Raw genomic sequence first — 18010 nt, 5'->3', positions numbered from 1 at the left:
GACCGGGCACCGCGGAGGGGAAACCGTGACCACACACCAGGTCGTGTTCCTGTTCCTGGACTTGGCGGTGATCGTCGTGCTGGCGCGGGCGCTGGGCGCGCTGGCCAGGCGGCTGGACCAACCGGCGGTGATCGGCGAGGTGCTGGCGGGGGTGCTGCTCGGCCCGACGCTGTTCGGGGAGGGCTTCACCGGCGCGCTGTTCCCCACCGACACCCGCCCTTTCCTGGCCGCGCTGGCCAACGTGGGCGTGGCGGTGTTCATGTTCGGCGTCGGCGCGGAGCTGGACCGGGCGCTGCTGCGCGGCCGGGGCAAGCTCGCCATCACCGTCTCCGGCGCCTCGATCGCCCTGCCGTTCGCGCTCGGCTCGGGGCTCGCGCTGTACCTGGTCCTCAACCACCCCAACGAACACCGGCTCGGGTTCGTCCTGTTCCTCGGCGCCGCGATGTCGGTGACGGCCTTCCCCGTGCTCGCCCGCATCCTCTCCGACCGCAGGATGGCCAAGACCATGGTCGGCGGGGTCGCGCTGACCTGCGCCGCCGTCGACGACCTGCTCGCCTGGTGCCTGCTCGCCGTCGTCGTCATCCTCTCCGGCGGCGGCGCCGACCAGTGGCTGATCGCCCTGGGCCCGGTGTACCTGGCGCTCATGCTGTGGGTGGTGCGCCCGTTGCTGCGCAAGGTCTTCGCCGCGGACCGGCCGATGACGACCACGCTGCCGGTGGTGCTCGCGGGCCTGCTGCTCTCCGGGGCGGCGACCGAGTGGATCGGCCTGCACTTCATCTTCGGCGCCTTCCTCTTCGGCGCGGTCTTCCCCCGCGAGGGCACCGACGCCCTGCGCGAGTCGGTGCTGGAGCGCATGGGCCAGTTCAACTCCGCGCTGCTGCTGCCGGTGTTCTTCATCGTCGCGGGCCTGAAGGTCGACCTGTCCTCGATCGGTGCCACCGGCGTGCTCGAACTGCTGCTGGTGCTCGTCGCCGCCATCGGCGGCAAGTTCGGCGGCGCCTTCACCGCCGCCCGCCTCAACCACCTGTCCACCCGGGACGCGGCCGCCCTCGCCACGCTGATGAACACCCGCGGCCTCACCGAGCTGATCATCCTCGCGGTGGGCCTGCAACTGGGCATGCTCGACCAGTACCTCTACTCGGTCATGGTCGTGATGGCGGTGGTGACCACCGCCATGGCGGGCCCGCTGCTGCGCCTGATCTACCCGCCGAGCATCGTCGACCAGGAGATCGAGAAGGTCCGCGCACCCCAGCCCGCGGCCTGACCCAGCACGACAGGGCCCGGGGCGGCTGTGCCGCCCCGGGCCCTCGTGCTGAACCGGATCCCCCGCCGCTGGGCCGAACCCCGCGCGGGCGGTGGGTGGGAGGTCAGGCGATCGCGGGCACCACCGCGGGGAGCGCCACCACAGCGGGCAGCGGCGGGGCCGCCGCGGGCCGGGCCTCCCCCATGAAGTGCACGATCTCCTCGTGGTTGGTGGACTTCACCGCGTTCAGCGCCTCCGTCCGGTAGTAGATGTCGAAGTGGACGGCCTTGCCCAGCAGGTCGGGGCACTGCCCCGCGCGCAGCGACGCCAGCGCCTTGGGCACGTCGTGGTCGAACCGGACGTTGGTCCGCACGTGGTGCTCCACCCCCTCCACAACGACCACCGGCAGGGACCCGCCGTCGCACACCGGCTGGGTCTCCAAGTCGTAGCGGAACACCGAGGTCAGGAACGGGCGCAGGTACACCGGCAGCCGGGGCACGACGGCCTCGGCCCACCACGTGCGCAGCGCCTGCTTGCCCTCCTCGGTGGTGAACAGGTAGCCGATGGCCTCGGCGTAGGCGGGGGCGCCGCCGCCGTGGCCGCGGTGGGCGGCCTCGCGCAGCGGCAGGGCGTGCGGGCACGAGGTCGTCTCGGTCCAGTCCGCGAGGCTGTTGAGCACCCAGGACTGCTCCCAGCCGGCCAGCTCCCGCAGCGGGTTCCAGACGTGGCGCAGCACCGCGTTCTCCGCCACGACCCTGGCCCAGAACAGGAAGCGCTGCATGAGGATGTTGTCCTGGAACGACATCGTGCGGTGCGCCAGGACGTACTCGAAGTCGTCGTGGTCACCGCGCAGCGCCACGATGCCGTGCAGCTCCTTGTTCTCGGAGTAGTCGGTGTTGGGCAGCAGCATGATCGGGTAGACCGCGATGCGCGAGACCCGCCTGGCCAGCTCGTCGTAGCCCGCCAGGAACGACTCCACCGTCTCCCCCGGGGCGCCCCAGATCAGCTCGGCGTAGCAGTCCAATCCCTGCTCGTTGAGCCAGTCCACCAGGTCCGACCAGGCGTTGACCTTCATGTTGCGCCTGCGCATGAGGTCGAGGGCGTCGGGGTTGAGCGTCTGCAGGGCAAGGGTGAACGAGCTGCGCAGGCCCGCGTCGCGCATCATCCGGACGATCTCGTAGAACACCTGGGACTTGTTCTTGGCCCACGATCCCTCGAACGCCTTGGGGAAGCCGTGCACCCGCTTGATCTCGATGAGGTCCTGCACCAGCTCCAGGTCGATCGGGAGCATGCCGAAGTTGGCGTCGCAGACCACCACCGTGTGCACCCCGAGCCGGGCGAACAGCTCCAGCTCGGCGCGCAGCCGCGCGCGGGAGAACGCGCGCACCCGCTGGCCGACCGCCCCGCCCCAGTAGCAGAACGAGCACTTGTACGGGCAGCCGCGGTTGGTCTCGATCAGCGCCACGTCGTAGCGGAAGCGGCCGTGCTCGTCGACCAGGTCGATGGCGCCGGTGAGGAACGGCGAGGGGATGGTGTCGAGGTCCTCCACCCTGGGTCGGTCGTCGTTGGTGACCACCTCGGCCCCGCGCCGCCACGAGATGCCGAGCACCCCGGTCAGGTCGGTGGGCCCGGCGGCGATACGGGCGTGCAGCAGCTCGGCGAAGGTCAGCTCGCCCTCGCCGTTGACGATGACGTCGACGTCCGGGAACAGCCGGAAGACCCGCTCGGCCTGCCCGCTGACGTGGGTGCCGCCGAAGACCACCAGCCCGTCGGGGTTGAGCTGCTTGAAGGTGGCGGCCAGCACCCCGAAGGCGCGCTGGTTCCACCCCAGGACGCTGAAGGCGAGCACGTCGGGCACCCCGTCGGCGAACAGGCCGGTGGCCATCTCGCCGTGGGTGACCCGGCCGCGGAAGTTGCTGATCCGCACGTCGACCGCGGCGCGCAGCCGCTCGTCGGCCAGCACCACCGCCTTGAGGTAGCCGGAGGCCAGTGGCATGGACTCCAGCGGCATGTCCCACACGCCCTGCTGGACCAGCACGACCCGGAGCCGGTTGTCGGACACGGTGGGCCTCCCGTCAGTCCTTGCGGTAGATCGAGATGTGGCGCTCGTGCGAGTCGCGCAGCGGTGCGCCCGACCAGTCCGACCAGCGCGACTCCAGGGTGAGCCCGGCCAGGCGGGCCATCAGGTCCAGCTCCGAGGGCAGCACCGTGCGGATGTGCATGGGGAAGAACTTGATCCCGTCGGAGCTGAGCACGGCGAACTGGATCGACGAGCGCTGGGTCAGCCGCTCGCGCCGGGTGAAGGTCATCACCACGTGGTCCTTCTCCACCCGCACGGTCTGGGTGCGCTGGTTGCGGTCGTAGCGCGAGGGGTCGGGGATCGAGCACTGGGTGACGAACCGGCCGCCGGGGCGCAGCACCGCGGCCACCCGCTCGAAGCAGCGGATCTGGCTGTCCTGGTCGGTGATGAACGGCAGCGTGTCGAACACCGCGTAGGCCATGGAGTAGGTGTGCGGCAGGTGGAAGTCGGTGAAGTCCTGCTTGAACAGGGTGACCCGCTCACCGCCGGGCTTGGAGCGCAGCTGGTCGAGCATGCCGTCGGAGGCGTCGATGCCGTGCACGTCGACGCCCTTGCCCGCCAGCGGGATCGCCACCCGGCCGGTGCCCACGCCGAGTTCGAGCACGGGCCCCTCGCCCGCGTTCTCGGCGAGCCACTGGATCGTCTCCTCGGTGTCGCCGGGGTCGCCCGCCCACCCGGTCTCGTCGAACAACCCGGCGATCGCGTCGCCGTAGGTCGACAGCTCGAAGCCTTCCACGTCGTCCTCCTCCCGCGGCCTGGGCCGCGACTGGGTGCTCTGGGGGTGCTCTGGGGCCGGGGGGCGCAGCGCCCGCCCGCTGGTCAGGGTGCGGTCGCCGCGGACCCGGGGGTCCTGGCGGCGCGCGCGGCGGCCAGGAGCTCGCGGGTGGCCGGGTGCGCCGGGTCGGTGAACACCGCCGGGACCGGGCCGTGCTCGACGACCCGGCCGCCGTCGAGCACCACCACCCGGTCGGCGTGCCGGGCGATGACGCCGAGGTCGTGGGTGATGGTCAGCACGGCGAAGCCGAGTTCGGCGCGCAGCCGGTCGAGCAGGTCGAGCACGTCGGCGGCGATTCGCACGTCGAGGCTGGAGGTGATCTCGTCGCACACCAGCACCCGGGCGTCGGCGGCCAGCGCGCGGGCGATGGCGACCCGCTGGCGCTGCCCGCCGGAGACCTCCCGGGGCAGCCGCCCGGCGATCTCCGGCGGCAGGCCGACCATGGCCAGCAGCTCCAGCGTGCGCTCCCCCGCGCGGGCGGCTTCCCGGCCCAGCTTGACGAACCCGGCGATGGCCGACCCGACGGTGCGCCGGGGGTTGAGCGAGCCGGTGACGTCCTGCGGGATGAGCTGCACCGCGCGCCGCTGCGGCACCGAGCGGGCGCGCAGCGCCGCGGGCAGCTCCCGCCCGTCGAGCAGGACGCGCCCGGTGCGCGGCACCAGCGCGCCGGTGGCGCACTGGGCCAGGGTGGTCTTGCCGCACCCGGAGCGGCCCAGCAGGGCCACCGACTCCCCGGGGTGCACGTCGAGGTCCACGCCGTCGAGCACCACCGCCCGCCCGCGGGTGGCGCGCACGCCCTCGACGCGCAAAACCGGGGCGCCGCGCGCGGGGGTGATCACCCGCGCGGGGTCGACGACCGGCGACGGCGCGGCGGCGACCAGCTCGGCGGTGTAGGCGGCGCGGGGGCGGGTGAGCACGTCCGCGGTGGGGCCGTCCTCGACGACCCGCCCGCCGCGCAGGATGACGAGGCGGTCGGTGGTCCTGGCCGCGGCGTCGAGGTCGTGGGTGATGAACAGGACCGCGAGGCCGCGGCGGGCGACCAATGCGTCGAGCTGGTCGAGCACCAGGGCGCGCATCGGCCCGTCCAGGCCCGCGGTGGGCTCGTCGAGCACCAGGGCGCGCGGGTCGGCGGAGGTGGCCCTGGCCAGGGCGAGGCGCTGCTGCTGGCCGCCGGAGAGCTGGTGCGGGTAGCGCCGCTGGAAGGCCCGATGGCCGGGCAGGCCGACCTGCGCCAGCCGCTCGGCGATCGCCGCGGGGTCGCGGTCGGCGGCCTGCTCGCGCAGCTGCCGGGCCACGCGCAGGGTGGGGGTGAGCGCCGACGGCGGGTCCTGCGGCAGGTAGGCGACCGCGCCGCGGCGCAGCGCGCGCAGCCGGGCGGTCGGGGCGGTGAGCACGTCGTGCCCGTCGACGAGGACCCGCCCGCCGGTGACGGTGAGCCCGGGCCGCACGGCGCCGATCGCGGCCAGCGCCAGGGTGGTCTTGCCCGCCCCGGACTCCCCGACGACGCCGACCCGCTCCCCCGCCCGCAGCACCAGGTCGACCCCGGCGAGCACGGTGCGGCCCGCCGCGTCGACCACGCGCAGCCCCTCGACCTCGACGAGCGGGGGCGCGGTGGGGACCCCGCTGGTGGTCGTGCCCGTGGCGGTCATCGCAGCACCCTCCCGACGAGGCGGTCCAGGCCGAGGTTGGCCCCGACGGTGAGTGCGCCGAGCAGCAGGGCGGGCGCGGCGACCCCCCACGGGGTGAGCCGGATGCCCTCGACGTTCTCGCTGATCATGGCGCCCCAGTTGGCGCCTGCGGAGCCGAAGCCGAGGAAGCCGACCGCGGCGGTGAGCGTGACCGCGATCGCCAGCCGGGTGCCGAAGTCGGCCAGCACCGGGCGGGCGATGTTGGGCAGCAGCTCCCGGGTGATCACCGCCAGGTGCGGGTGGCCGCCCGCGAAGGCGGTGACGACGTAGCCGTTGCGCACCGCCTGCTGGGTCTCGGTCCTGGTCACCCTGGACACGAACGGGGTGCCGGTGAGCACCACGACGGCGGTGATCGTCCACGGGCTGTAGCCCCAGCCGTTGACCACCACGAGCAGCACCAGCACCGGCGGCAGCCCGAGCAGCAGGTAGTCCACCCGGGACACCAGCGCGTCCGCGACCCCGCCGAAGTAGCCGCCCAGCACGCCGAGGACGACCCCGAGCAGGGTCGCCAGCGCGGTGGCCGGCAGCGGCACCAGCACCAGCTCGCGGCCCCCGGCGAGCACCCGGTCGAGCACGTCGCGGCCCGCCTCGTCGGTGCCCAGCGGGTGCGCCCCGGACGGGGGGGCGTAGGGCAGGTCGACGATGCGCTCCGGGTCACCGGCCAGCAGCGGCCCGAGCAGCGCGACGGCGAGCACGCCGAGCAGCCCGGCGAGGGCGAGCAGGGTCAACGCCCTGCGCGCGGCGCTCACCCCGCACCCGCCCGCAGCCGGGGGTCGGCGACGACGACCAGCAGGTCGGACAGGGTGAACGCGGCGACGATGATGGCGGCCAGCAGCAGCCCGACGCCCTCCAGCACCGCGGTGTCGTGCCCGCGCACGGCGGCGACGAGGGTCTGCGAGAGCCCCGGGTAGTTGAACACGACCTCCACCACCGCCGTGCCGCCGAACAGGCCGCTGAGCAGCCACGCGAAGGTGTGCGCGCACGGCGGCAGGGCCGAGGGCAGCAGGTGGCGCAGCACCACCACCCGCTCCGGCAGCCCGGCCAGCCTGGCGGCCTCGACGTGCGGGGTCGCGTTGGCGTCGATCACCGCCGCGCGCACGATCCGCCCCGCCCACGCCGCGCCGAACAGGGTCAGCGCGAGCACCGGCAGCACCAGCACGCTCGGCTTGTCCAGCGGTGTCCCGCCCAGCGGGGGCAGCGAGATGGCGGGCAGCAGCGGCACCAGGTCGGCCAGCAGCAGCACCAGCAGGCCCGCGGTGACGAACTGCGGCACCGACACGACCACCACCGACACCGCCGAGAGCGCCCGGTCGACCCGCCCGCCGGGGCGCAGCCCGGACACCAGTCCGATGAGGACGGCCAGCGGGACGGTGACCGCCGCGGTGATCCCGACCAGCAGGGCGGTGGAGCCCAGCGGTTCGGCGATCACCGAGGTCACCGGCTCGCCGGTCATGGTGCTCGCGCCGAGGTCGCCGCGCAGCGCCCCGGCCAGCCACTCGGCGAACCGGACCGGCCAGGGCCGGTCCAGGCCGAGCTCGGCGCGCCGCTGCGCGAGGTCGTCGGCGGTGGCGTCCAGGCCGACCGAGGCCGTGGCCGCGTCGCCCGGCAGGACCTCCGAGGCGGCGAAGAGCACCACCGCGGTGGCCAGCAGGGTGAACACCGCGGCGACGACCCTGCGCAGCAGCAGCGCCTGCGCGCTCACGCGGTGGTCGCCTTGTCGAACAACTGCACCGACTGCTCGACCCGCACCCCCTGCAACCCGCTGCGGGCCGCGTCGACCTGCTCCTGGAAGCCCCAGAGCAGGTCACCGCCGGACTCGTAGAACTCCTTCTGCAGGGCGGTGAACGCCTCCGCGCGGGCCTTGTCGTCCGGGGTGGCCTGCGCCTTGGCCAGCCGCGCCTGGTAGTCGGCGGAGGTGCCGGTGACGTTGAACGGCGCCTTGCCGTGCGTCACCGCGGACAGGTGCACCGCGGCGGGCCGGTTGACGTAGTAGAAGGCCTGGAACGGGTGCGTGCCCAGGGTCGTGATGTCGGCGTAGAAGGCGTCCACCGACAGCTCCTCCAGCGTCACCTCCACCCCGGCTTCCTTCAGCTGCTGGGCGAGGAGCTTGCTGGCGTTGAGCATGCCCGGCACCAGCTCGCCGGTGCGCAGGGTCAGCTTGGTGACCCCGGCCTTGGCGAACAGCGACCTGGCCTGCTCCACGTCGCGCTTGCGGGCGGGCAGGTCGGCGTAGCCGGGCAGGTTCTTGCCCACCACGTCGTCCGCGGTGGACCCCAGGCCCAGCAGCGCGTTGTCCACCAGCGCCTGCCGGTCGACGGCGAGCCGGACGGCCTTGCGCACGTCGGGGTTGTCGAAGGGGGCGAGCTTCTGGTTCATCGCGAACGACAGCGCGTTGGCGTTGGCCGCGCCGCCGCGCACCACGCTGAGCGCGGAGTTGGCCGCCTCGGTCTTCGCGCCGGTCGCGCTGATGGAGATGGCGTAGTCGACCTGGCCCGCCTTGAGCGAGGACAGCCGGGCCGCCGCGTCGGACACCCCGACCACCCGCAGCTCGCGCACGGTCGGCTTGCCGCCCCAGTACCCGTCGTAGGCGACCATGCGGGTCGTGGCGCCGCTGCGCTCGACGAGCTTGTACGGCCCGGACCCGACCGGCTTGGTGAAGTCGGTGGTGCCCGCGGGGAAGATGGGCGAGAACACGATCAGCACGGACTCGCGGAAGTCGCCGCGCGGCGCCTTGAGCGGCACGGTGAGGGTGCGGTCGTCGACGACGGTGATGCCCGGCAGGTTCACCACGCTGTACACCGAGGCGCGGTTGCTGGGCTTGGTGCCCACGGTGCGCAGGCTGTGCGCCACGTCGGCGGCGGTCACCGGCTTGCCGTCGTGGAAGGTCGCCCCCGGGCGCACCTTGATCGTCCACGCGCTCGCGTCGGCGTTGGGCTCCACCGACTCCGCCAGCTGGTACTTGTACTCGCCGTTGTCCAGCACCATCAGCGAGTCGTAGACGTGGCGCATGACGACGAGGGTGGCGCCGATGCTGGTCGCCAGCGGGTTGCCGGGCACGGCGTCGGTGACCGCGCTCGGGGCGCTGACGGTCAGGACGTCGATCGGCTTGCCCGCCGCGCCGAAGCCGCTGGCGCCCGCGGCGGGCGCACCGCCGTCACCGCAGGCGACCAGCAGCGGGGCGGTCGCGGCGGCGGCGCCGGTGAGCAGGCCCAGCCGCAGCAGGGAGCGCCGGTCGATGTGCAGGTCTCGCACCACAGTTCCTCCAACCTCGCGATCGCGGAGAGGTGACCCCCGCACCGCACACGCTCGCGCACGGCGGTCCGGGAATCTGCTCAAAAGCGGGCGCCCGTCACCGGGCCGGTGCCGCGGCGGCCATCAGGCCGAGCAGCTCGGGGGTGTAGAGCTCGCGGACGGGCAGGATGCCCGCCACGGCGTCGAAGTAGCGCGTCGTCAGCTCCGGGGTGGACCCCACGGCGGTGAGCAGCGCGCGCCGCTTCGGCTTGGCCTCCTCCTGGGCGATGAGCAGGGTGGCCGCGTAGTTCTCGGCCATCGCCTCCTGGCGCAGCCGGTCGTACTCGGCGCAGGCGGCGTCCTGGGCGGCCGGGTCGCCCACCGCCTCGCCGAGGGCGTCCACCAGCAGCTCGGCCTGGAGGAAGGCGTCGGAGATGCCGCGCGCGGTGAGCGAGTCCTTGTGGTGCCCGGCGTCCCCGACCAGCGCCCAGCCCGGCCCGTGCGCGAGCCGGAAGTAGTTCTGCTGGTCGCCGGTGCCGTGCAGCCTGCCGACCCGCTCGGCGCCCGCGAGCCGGTCGTGCAGGGCGGGGGCGTTGTCGCGCACCAGGTCCCGGTAGGACGCCAGGGCGTCGCGCTTGACCTCGTCGAAGCGGCGCTGCGGGGCGTAGGCGGCCACCAGCACCAGGTCGTCGTTGGTGGGCACCGCGGAGATCCAGCCGGTGTCGCCCTCGTACATCTCGAAGTCGGCGGTGGGGCCGTGCCAGAAGGCGTAGTAGGCGCAGGTGAGGGCGGGGTGCTCGGTGGTCTTGGGCGCGCCGACCAGGCGGGCGACGGTGGAGCGCATCCCGTCGGCGCCGACGACGAGCGCGGCGCGCTCGACGACCTCCCCGCCCGGTCCCGCGCAGCGCACGCCGGTGACCCGGTCGCCGTCGGTGACCAGGCCGGTCACCTGGCAGTCGTCGCGGAACTCCGCGCCCGCGGCCACGGCGGCCTCCACCAGCAGCCGGTCGAGCACCTCCCGGCGCGGGGCGTAGGCGGCGCGGTGGCCGTCGACGCCGCTGCAGCAGCCCTCCACCCGCACGTCGCCCAGCTCGTAGACGACGTGGTCCAGCGGCGGGCACCCGGAGGCGCGCACGGCGTCGAGCACCCCCCAGCGGGCCAGCCGGGCCACGCCGGGCTGCTGGATGTAGAGGGTGGACAGCGTGTCGGCCGGGAAGCGGGCGCGGTCGAGCAGCAGGACGCGGTGGCCGCGGCGGGCGGCCAGCAGGGCGGTGGTGGCCCCGGCGCAGCGGGCGCCGACGACGATGAGGTCGTGCACGGGTGCTCATCCCCTCGGGGTAGTCCGTCCACGGGGGACGGTGGTGGTCACGCGGCGCGCAGGACGACGGCGGCGTTGGCGCCGCCGAACCCGAACCCGGTGGACAGCGCCCACCGGATCCCGGCGGGCTCGGCGGTGGCCCCGACGAACCGGAGCCGGTCGTCGAGCGGGGTGCGCAGGTTGGCGTTGGGGTGGACGAACCCGCCGCCCATCTGGGCGACGGTGGCCACCGCCGCCAGCACGCCCGCGGCGGACAGGCAGTGCCCGGTGAGGCCCTTGGTGGCGTTGACCCAGGGGCGCCCGGCGGCCGCGCCGAGCACGGCGCGCAGCGCCCGCGCCTCGGTGGCGTCCCCGAGCCGGGAGGCGGTGGCGTGCGCGCAGACGTAGTCGAGCCGGTCGGCGGTGGTGCCCGCGGCGGCCAGCGCGGCGCGCACCACCCTGGCCTGGCCCCCGGCGTCGGGGTCGGCGAGCCGGTTGGCGTCGAGGCCCAGCGCGGTGCCCGCGACCACGGCGGCGACCTCGGCGCCGCGGCGGGCCGCGGAGGCCGGGGACTCCAGCACCAGCGCGGCCGCGGCCTCGCCGGGGACGAAACCGCGCCGGTCGGCGTCGAACGGGCGGCAGGCGCCCGCCGGGTCGCCGTCGTCGGCGGCGAGCGCGCCGAGCACGGCGAACCCGCGGCGGTGCCAGGGGGTCAGCTCGGTGAGCGCGCCGACGACGACGCAGCAGTCCACCAGCCCCGCCGCGACGAGCCGGGCGCCGTGCACCACCCCGACGGTGCCGCTGGCCGACGCCGCGCCCGCCACCCAGCCCTCCCCGGTGGCGCCCAGCACCTCGCTGAGCGTGCCGAGGTGGTCGGAGTCCAGCGCGTGCAGGGCGAACCGGGCGGGCAGGTGGTGCGGGCGGTCGGCGTAGCGGGCGGCGAGGTCGTGGGTGTAGCGGTCGGTGAGGTTGTGCCCGGCGACCACCACGCCCACCCGATCACCCGGCAGGTCCGGGCAGCCCGCGGCCACCCACGCCTGCACCGCGGCGCCGACCGCGGCCGCCACCGGGCGGGGTGCCCGGCCCGCGGCCCGCAGGGCGCGCCCGCGCAGGTCCTCCGGGGCATCGGAGAGCGCGTCGGCCAGCGACCACGGGCCCAGCTCGGCGGCCGGGCCGAGCGGGGTGGCGGTGATGGCGCTGCGGCCCGCGGCCAGGGCGGCGGTGAACCCCGCGACGTCGGTGCCCGCGGCGCCGACGACCCCGGTGCCCACCACCGCCGCCCCGGTCATCAGCCGTGCCGGGCCAGCAGGCCGACGATGGCGTCGATGTCGTCGAGCCCGCCGAACTCGGCCACCGGCACGTCCAGGCCCAGCCGCTCCATCGCGAGCATGACGATCTCGGCCCGGTCGATGCTGGTGCAGCCCAGCTCCGCCAGCGCCCGCCCGGGCACCACCTGGGCCGGGTCGACCTCGGGCACCACCTCCAGCAGGCTCGACCGCACCGCCTCGAACGCGGTCACGGCGCGCTCCCCGCCGGGCGCACCACCGGGACGCGGGTGGTGAACGGGTGGCCGAGGGTGGTCTCGGTGGCCACCCGGTTGCCCGGGTTGGTGTTCGCGCCGGAGACGATGACGGTGCCCCAGCGCTCCAGCGACACCGTGCCGCCGTACTCCTCGATGCGGTCGGTGCCGGGGTAGACGTCGACGGAGGTGGGCACGTACCGGCCCGCGAAGCCCAGCCGCATCTCCTGGGTGCGGCCCGCGTGCGGCAGCGAGGCGTGCATGAGCGTCGACCAGAACATGATCGCCTGGCCGGGGCGCATCACCATCGACACCGCGGCGTCCTCGTCGGGCTTCCAGTCGGGGTCGATCTGCAGCTCGCGGTAGTCGTAGCCGAAGAAGCCGCGGCGCACGCCGTCCTTCTCCAGCCGGTTGATCGAGCCGGGGTCGTAGTGCATCCGCTTGGTCTCGTCGTAGTTCATCGCGGTGTGCGTGCCGGGGATGAACTGCAGGCAGCCGGTCTCCTCGTTGGCCTCGGTGAACGCCGTCCACACCGTGAGCGTGCCGCCGAAGTCGCGGCCCTCGCCGGGCCAGACGATCTGCGGGGTGCCCGAGGCGTTGGCGAAGGTGTCCGCCTGGTGCCAGTCGGTGCCCTCGTCGCCGGGGTACTTGGGGAAGAACTCCGAGCGCCAGCACTGCACGTCCGGGCCGAGCACGCTGGCCACCCGGTCGACCACGCGCGGGTTGCACACGTGGTCGGCGAGGAAGGCGTTGTCCAGGTGCCGGTCGTAGTTGGAGATGTTGGTGTTGCCGGACTCGGCGGCCTCGTCGCGGTAGACCGCGTTCGAGCGGTCGAGCAGCCGCAGCCGCTCGCGCCGCCACAGCGCCTTCATCTCGTCCACCTCGTAGACGGTGAACGGCCCGAAGTAGCCGTTGCGGTGGAAGTCCGCCAGCTCGCCCGCGCTGAGCGAGAAGCCCCGGGTGGCCGGGTCGCCCAGGTCTGGGGTGGTCAGGTCAGGGGTGGTCAGGTCCACGTCAGCCTCCGATTCCCTGGAGCGCGCCAGCGCGCCTGGCCGCGTCCGCCGCGGCGGCGAGGCACTCGATGGTCGGTTCGGTCAGTTCCGCACCGGTGAGCGCGACGGCGAACTGGTCGTTGACCTCCGCCACGATCCGGGCCAGCGCCAGCGAGGTGGCCCCGCTGTCGAACAGGTCGGCGTCCGGGGCGACCGGGCGCAGCAGCACCTCGGCCACGATCGCCGCCACCACCGCCACCGGGGTGGCGTCGGGCTCCAGCTCGCCGCGCTCGGCGGCGTCGGCCAGCGCCAGCAGGTCGGCCTTGCCGCGGGCGGTGGTGGGCACCTCGTCGACCACGTGGAACGCCGAGGGGCGCAGGTGCGCGGGCAGGTGCGCCACGGCCGCGACCAGCTCGGCCTCGGCCGGGGCCACCGGGTCGGCGGCGGGCGGCGGGGCGACGAAGGCGACCAGCCGGACGTCGCCGCCGCCGTGGTCGCGGGTGGTGACCACGGCGGTGCCGACCCGGGGGCAGGCCAGCAGCGCGGCCTCCACCTCCCCCGGCTCCACCCGGTACCCGCGCACCTTGAGCTGGCGGTCGACCCGGCCCAGGTACACCAGCTCACCGCCGACGACCGCGCCCCGGTCGCCCGAGCGGTACCAGCGGGTGCCGTCCAGCTCGACGAACCGCTCGGCGGTCAGCTCCGGCCTGCCCAGGTAGCCGCGGGCGACGCCGGTGCCGGAGACGAACAGCTCGCCGGGCTCGCCGTCGGGCACCGGGGCGCCCTCGGCCGTGCGCGGCTCCACCCGCACCCCGGGCAGCGCGGTGCCCAGGGGGCTGACGGAGGTGTCGGCGAGGTCGGCGGCGGTGATCCGCCGGTGCGTGGCGTGCACGGTGGTCTCGGTGATCCCGTACATGTTCACCAGCTCCGGCACCCGGTCGCCGCGCCGCTCGATCCAGGAGCGCAGCACGCCGACGTCGAGCCGTTCGCCGCCGAAGACGACCAGGCGCAGCGACAGCTCGGCGGGCGGGCCCGCGGCGGCGTCGGCGGCGACCAGGCCGCGGAAGGCGGTGGGCGTCTGGCTGAGCACGGTCACCCGCTCGCGGCGCAGCAGGTCCAGCACCAGCGCCGGGGTGCGGGCGACGTCGCCGGGCACCACGACGACCTTGCAGCCGTGCAGCAGCGGGCCCCACAGCTCCCAGACGGAGAAGTCGAAGGCGATGGAGTGGAACAGCGTCCACACGTCCAGGTCGTCGAAGCCGAACAGCTCGGCGGTGCCGCGCAGCAGGGCCACCACCGACCGGTGCTCGACCTCGACGCCCTTGGGGGTGCCGGTGGAGCCGGAGGTGTAGATGACGTAGGCGGCGTCGCCGGGGACCGCCTCGGCGACGGCGAGCACGGCGTCGAGGTCGTCGGTGCCGTCGTCGTCGGTCCAGAGCACCGGCCCCGGCCACGCCGAGAGCGAGTCGGCGGTCTTGACCACCGCGACGGTCAGGGCCACGGCGGCGTCGTCGAGCACGAGCGCGATCCTGGCGGGCGGGTAGTCCGGGTCCACCGGCACGTACGCCCCGCCCGCCTTGAGCACGGCGAGCACCGCCACGACCAGCTCCACCGACCGGTCGACGCACACCCCGACCCGCACCCCGGGGGCCACGCCGCGGCGGCGCAGGCGCAGCGCGAGCGCGTCGGCCATCGCGTCGAGCTCGGCGTAGCTGAGCTGGGTGTCCCCGCAGCTGACGGCCACCCGGTCGGGCACCCGGGCGGCGCACCGCTCGAACGCGGTGTGCAGGCAGTCGTCAGCGGGCACCGCGGTCACGCCCCCGCCTTGGTCGCGTACATCCCCCAGTGCTGCGGGGTGAGGGCCAGGTCGCAGAGGCTGCCCTGGACGAACATCCGGTCCCACCCGCCGCCGCCCTTCTCGTCGGAGATCCACTGCCGGGTGAACACCTCCCGGGTGGCCGGGTCGCTGGTGGCCCGCACGCCCATGAGCGTGTAGTAGGAGCTGAGCGACTTGAGGTGGATGAAGTGGTGGATGCGGTCGGACTGGCCGAACGCCTCCTCGTAGAGGTAGATCGTGGCGTGCCCGGCCAGCACCCGGTTCCAGCTCTCGCACAGCGCCCGCGCGAACGCCCGGCCCTCGGCCCGGTACTCGTACTTCAGCTCCGCGACCCGGTGCATGAGGATGCCGCACGTGGTGGAGTTGAGCTGCTGCTCGACCGGGACGTCGGTCTGCAACTGGGCGGTGGGCACGACGAAGGTGGCCGCGCCGTCCTCGGCGGTGACGCTGTCCGGGGTGGACTCCGAGGTGCCGTACATGCCGAAGGTGGACGGGATGAGCACCGTCTCGTGCAGCGCGCCGTCGAGGAACAGCCGGTCCCAGGCGCCGCCGCCGCGCTCGGCCGGGATCCGCTCGCGCAGGATGATGTCGCGCCAGCCCTCGTCGGCGGTGCCCATCCGGATCAGCTGCTCGTAGGCGTGCAGCGACTTGAGGTGCATCAGCCAGTGCAGCCGGTCCTTGGTGCCGAAGGTCTCCTCGTAGACGAACACGGAGATGATGTCGGCGTAGTGGGTGTTGAGGTACTCGGCGAGTTCGCGGGCGAACTGCCTGCCCTCCGACCGGAACTCCGCGCGCAGTTGGCCGACGCGCTCGACCACGACACCGGCGTTGCCCGAGTGCAGCAGGGCGCCGCGGGCGGCGGTCTGGTCCTGGGCCGTGGGCAGGACGAGCGGCGGGCTCGACGTTGCGGTCATCGCGTGCTCCTTCGTCGTGGGGCGGCGCGGGCCACGCTAACCGCGGCGGTGCGCCCTGCTCTGCGCAGTTCTGGTCAGGTGTCGGTGTTGGCGGGATCAGTGGTGCCAGGCGGGTCGGTCGGGTGCGCCGCCCGGCGGCCGTGCAGGTGTTCGGCGGCGCCGCGCATGAGGACGTCGGCCACCACGTCCACGTGCCGCAGCCGCCAGTCCGCCAGCGCGGTCCCGCGCACCAGGTCGTTGAACGCGCCGATCGCCGGTCCGGTGTGGACCTGGAAGTTGGCGCGCTGGGTGGTGTCACCCCCGAGTGCGGCGCTGGTGGACGTGGCGAAGTACCACCGCAGCGCGAGCGCGGTGCGGCGGGCGGGGTCGGTGGTGCCCGCCAGGTGCGGGCGCCCGGTCTCCCGGTAGTGCTGCTGGGTCTCCCGCCAGACGTCGGCGAACGGCTTGCGGAAGGTGTCGCGCTCGATGGCGGCGCGGTCGGCGGCGGGGAAGGCGTCCCAGTCGCCGTGCCTGCGGTGCAGCTCGACAAGCCGGGTGGCGCGGGCGGCGAACAGCGTCCCCCGGCGCAGCACCTGCACCCGCCCCCCGGTCTCGAACGTGTCGCCCGCGGGGGCGTAGGCGGTGTCCTGCACGCCCGCGGCAGCGAGCATGTCCTTGACGGCGTCGGACGTCCCCGCCTCGGGGGTCGCCTGGTTCACCGAGCCGGTGACGACGAAGTCCGCGCCCAGGGTGAAGGCGGCGGCCACGGCCGTCGGCGTGCCGATCCCGCCCGCTGCGCCGACGCGGACCCGCACGCGGTACCCGTGCTCGGCGGCTGCCCGGTCGCGGGCCGCGGTGATGCCCGGCACGAGGGCGAACGGCGAGCGGGCGTCGGTGTGCCCGGCGGAATCGGCCTCCGCGCACAGGTCCGTGGCGACCGGCAGGCGTTCGGCGGCGGCGGCCTCCCGAGCGGTCAGCGCGCCGGAGGCGACCAGCCCGGCCAGCACCGCGCCGGGTGGGGGCGCGAGGAAGCGGGCGGCGACCTCCGGGCGGGACACCTTGGCCAGCAGCAGCCGCGGGGCGACCGCGCGCCCGGTGGCGTCGAGGTGCGCGCCCGCGAACCGGTAGCGCACGAGCGCCGCGGTGACGTCGGTGAAGCCCGCCGCCTCCACGTGCCGCACGCCCCGGCGCACGCACAGGTCCGCCAGGTCCCGCTCCAGGGCGGGGTTGTCGGGCATGGCGAGCAGGTTCACCCCGAACCGACCCGGTCCTGGCGCGGAGTCCAGGGCGTCCAGCGCCGCGGTGACGTCGGCGAGCCCGAAGCCCCCGGTGCCCAGGAACCCCATCAGCCCGGCCTTGCCCAGCCGGTCGAGCATCGCCACCGACGACACGCCCCGGTACATCCCGCCTGCCAGGTACGCCCAGCGCACGCCGTAGTCCGCGCGGAACGACGGGTCGCCCAGCGACTCCGGGCCGGGTTCGGGGACCGGGGGCAGGCGGCGCCACAGACCCGTGAGGACGGTGCCGGGCCCCAGTTCCCTGATCTCGCGCACCCCCAGCTCCCGCAGGTGCTCCACCGTCTCGCGCCACCGCACGGGGCAGCGCACTTGCAGCGCGAGCATGTCCGCGATGAGCGCCGGGTCGTGCGGGCGGGCCGTGACCGTGGAGAGCACCGGGATCCGCGGCGGGGCGAAGCGCACGCCCGCGAGGACGTCCTCGAACTCGCGGGCGGCAGCGCGCATGTGCCGGGAGTGGAAGGCCGCCGAGACGGCCAGCGGCACGCACCGCGCGGCCGGGCCCAAGTGCGCGGCGACGGCGGCCAGGCCGTCGCGGGGTCCGGACAGGACCACCTGGTCGTCGGCGTTGTCGTTGGCGACGTCCACGCCCACGTCCCCCAGGTCGGTCAGGCGGGCGCGCAGCTCGGTCAGCGGGAGGCCGATCACGGCCGTCATCCCGCCGCCCCCGGCGCGTGCCATCAGCTCGCCGCGGGCCCGCACGAGCGCCACCGCGTCGGCGAAGCCCAGGCACCCGGCGGCGAACAGCGCCGCGTACTCGCCCAGGCTGTGCCCGGCGAGGAAGTCGGGGGTCGCCCCCTCGGCGCTGGCGGCGAGCCAGCTCAGCGCCTCGACGACGAACAGGGCGGGCTGGGCCCAGCGGGTGTCGCGCAGCAGGCCGCCCTCGTCGCGCAGGCACAGCGCGGCGACCGGGGTGCCGAGCACCCGGTCCGCGATCGCGGTCTGCTCGGGGAACCGGTCGAACAGGTCGCCGCCCATGCCGCGGCGCTGCGCGCCCTGCCCCGGGAAGACCCACGCCGTTGTCGTCGTGGCCACCACCGGACTGTCCGCCACGGCGAGGCCCGGCTACTGCCCAGAGTTGAGCAGCCCACCGCATCGGGGCCCGCTTACGGTGCGGCGACACCGGCTGGCTGACGGGGGTGGCGCATGCACGACCATGG

The 18010-nt window shown here is 74.7% G+C and carries 14 protein-coding genes; 1 reads left to right on the top strand and 13 read right to left on the bottom strand.

All coding sequences use genetic code 11. The features are described from left to right. The first annotated feature begins 25 nt into the window (after nt 1-25). Nucleotides 26-1264, top strand: coding sequence for a cation:proton antiporter domain-containing protein (locus BJP25_RS03990; protein ID WP_075973406.1), 1239 nt, complete (start codon nt 26-28; stop codon nt 1262-1264). Between the two features lie 103 nt (nt 1265-1367). Here the strand turns inward: BJP25_RS03990 and BJP25_RS03985 are convergent, their stop codons facing one another. The 13 genes from BJP25_RS03985 to fabD form a co-directional block, all read right to left on the bottom strand. Beyond that, on the bottom strand, nt 1368-3305 hold the full coding sequence (locus BJP25_RS03985; protein ID WP_075973405.1) for a KedN5 family methylcobalamin-dependent radical SAM C-methyltransferase: 1938 nt from the start codon (nt 3303-3305) through the stop codon (nt 1368-1370). Between the two features lie 13 nt (nt 3306-3318). Beyond that, the gene (locus BJP25_RS03980) at nt 3319-4059 is read right to left on the bottom strand and encodes a class I SAM-dependent DNA methyltransferase (protein WP_075973404.1); all 741 of its coding nucleotides are present in this window, start codon (nt 4057-4059) and stop codon (nt 3319-3321) included. A gap of 83 nt (nt 4060-4142) precedes the next feature. Next, entirely contained in the window at nt 4143-5747 is a 1605-nt protein-coding gene (locus tag BJP25_RS03975; protein WP_075973403.1) for an ABC transporter ATP-binding protein, read from the bottom strand. Beyond that, entirely contained in the window at nt 5744-6535 is a 792-nt protein-coding gene (locus BJP25_RS03970) for an ABC transporter permease (protein WP_075973402.1), read from the bottom strand. Before BJP25_RS03970 ends, BJP25_RS03975 begins: the two co-directional genes overlap by 4 nt. Further along, nucleotides 6532-7488, bottom strand: coding sequence for an ABC transporter permease (locus tag BJP25_RS03965; protein ID WP_075973401.1), 957 nt, complete (start codon nt 7486-7488; stop codon nt 6532-6534). The genes BJP25_RS03970 and BJP25_RS03965 overlap by 4 nt, the downstream gene beginning before the upstream one ends. Next, nucleotides 7485-9038, bottom strand: coding sequence for an ABC transporter substrate-binding protein (locus BJP25_RS03960; protein WP_233157903.1), 1554 nt, complete (start codon nt 9036-9038; stop codon nt 7485-7487). Before BJP25_RS03960 ends, BJP25_RS03965 begins: the two co-directional genes overlap by 4 nt. 97 nt (nt 9039-9135) lie before the next feature. After that, nucleotides 9136-10335 (bottom strand): NAD(P)/FAD-dependent oxidoreductase, encoded by a 1200-nt coding sequence (locus BJP25_RS03955; RefSeq protein ID WP_075973399.1) that lies wholly within the window; start codon nt 10333-10335, stop codon nt 9136-9138. A 47-nt stretch (nt 10336-10382) separates the two neighbouring features. Next, nucleotides 10383-11603, bottom strand: coding sequence for a beta-ketoacyl synthase N-terminal-like domain-containing protein (locus tag BJP25_RS03950; RefSeq protein WP_075973398.1), 1221 nt, complete (start codon nt 11601-11603; stop codon nt 10383-10385). Next, nucleotides 11603-11833, bottom strand: a complete 231-nt coding sequence (locus BJP25_RS03945; protein ID WP_075973397.1) for a phosphopantetheine-binding protein — start codon at nt 11831-11833, stop codon at nt 11603-11605. Before BJP25_RS03945 ends, BJP25_RS03950 begins: the two co-directional genes overlap by 1 nt. Then, entirely contained in the window at nt 11830-12846 is a 1017-nt protein-coding gene (locus BJP25_RS03940; protein ID WP_233157902.1) for a chlorinating enzyme, read from the bottom strand. The genes BJP25_RS03945 and BJP25_RS03940 overlap by 4 nt, the downstream gene beginning before the upstream one ends. A 1-nt stretch (nt 12847) precedes the next feature. Then, on the bottom strand, nt 12848-14641 hold the full coding sequence (locus BJP25_RS03935; protein WP_233157901.1) for a non-ribosomal peptide synthetase: 1794 nt from the start codon (nt 14639-14641) through the stop codon (nt 12848-12850). Then, nucleotides 14638-15576, bottom strand: coding sequence for a DUF6039 family protein (locus BJP25_RS03930; RefSeq protein ID WP_075973396.1), 939 nt, complete (start codon nt 15574-15576; stop codon nt 14638-14640). Before BJP25_RS03930 ends, BJP25_RS03935 begins: the two co-directional genes overlap by 4 nt. A 74-nt stretch (nt 15577-15650) precedes the next feature. Then, complete coding sequence (fabD, locus tag BJP25_RS03925; RefSeq protein WP_233157900.1) at nt 15651-17885, bottom strand: ACP S-malonyltransferase; 2235 nt, start codon at nt 17883-17885, stop codon at nt 15651-15653. Between the last annotated feature and the right edge of the window lie 125 nt (nt 17886-18010).

Source organism: Actinokineospora bangkokensis, from assembly GCF_001940455.1.
GTDB classification, from domain to species: Bacteria; Actinomycetota; Actinomycetes; order Mycobacteriales; family Pseudonocardiaceae; genus Actinokineospora; species Actinokineospora bangkokensis.
The sequence above is the reverse complement of the archived record's forward strand: the minus strand, read 5'-3'. Positions and strand labels throughout refer to the sequence as shown.

Coding starts and splice junctions, on each gene's coding strand:
- BJP25_RS03950 (WP_075973398.1), bottom strand. CDS start 11,603: ATGACCGGGGCGGCGGTGGTGGGCACCGGGGTCGTCGGCGCCGCGGGC.
- BJP25_RS03975 (WP_075973403.1), bottom strand. CDS start 5,747: ATGACCGCCACGGGCACGACCACCAGCGGGGTCCCCACCGCGCCCCCG.
- BJP25_RS03930 (WP_075973396.1), bottom strand. CDS start 15,576: ATGACCGCAACGTCGAGCCCGCCGCTCGTCCTGCCCACGGCCCAGGAC.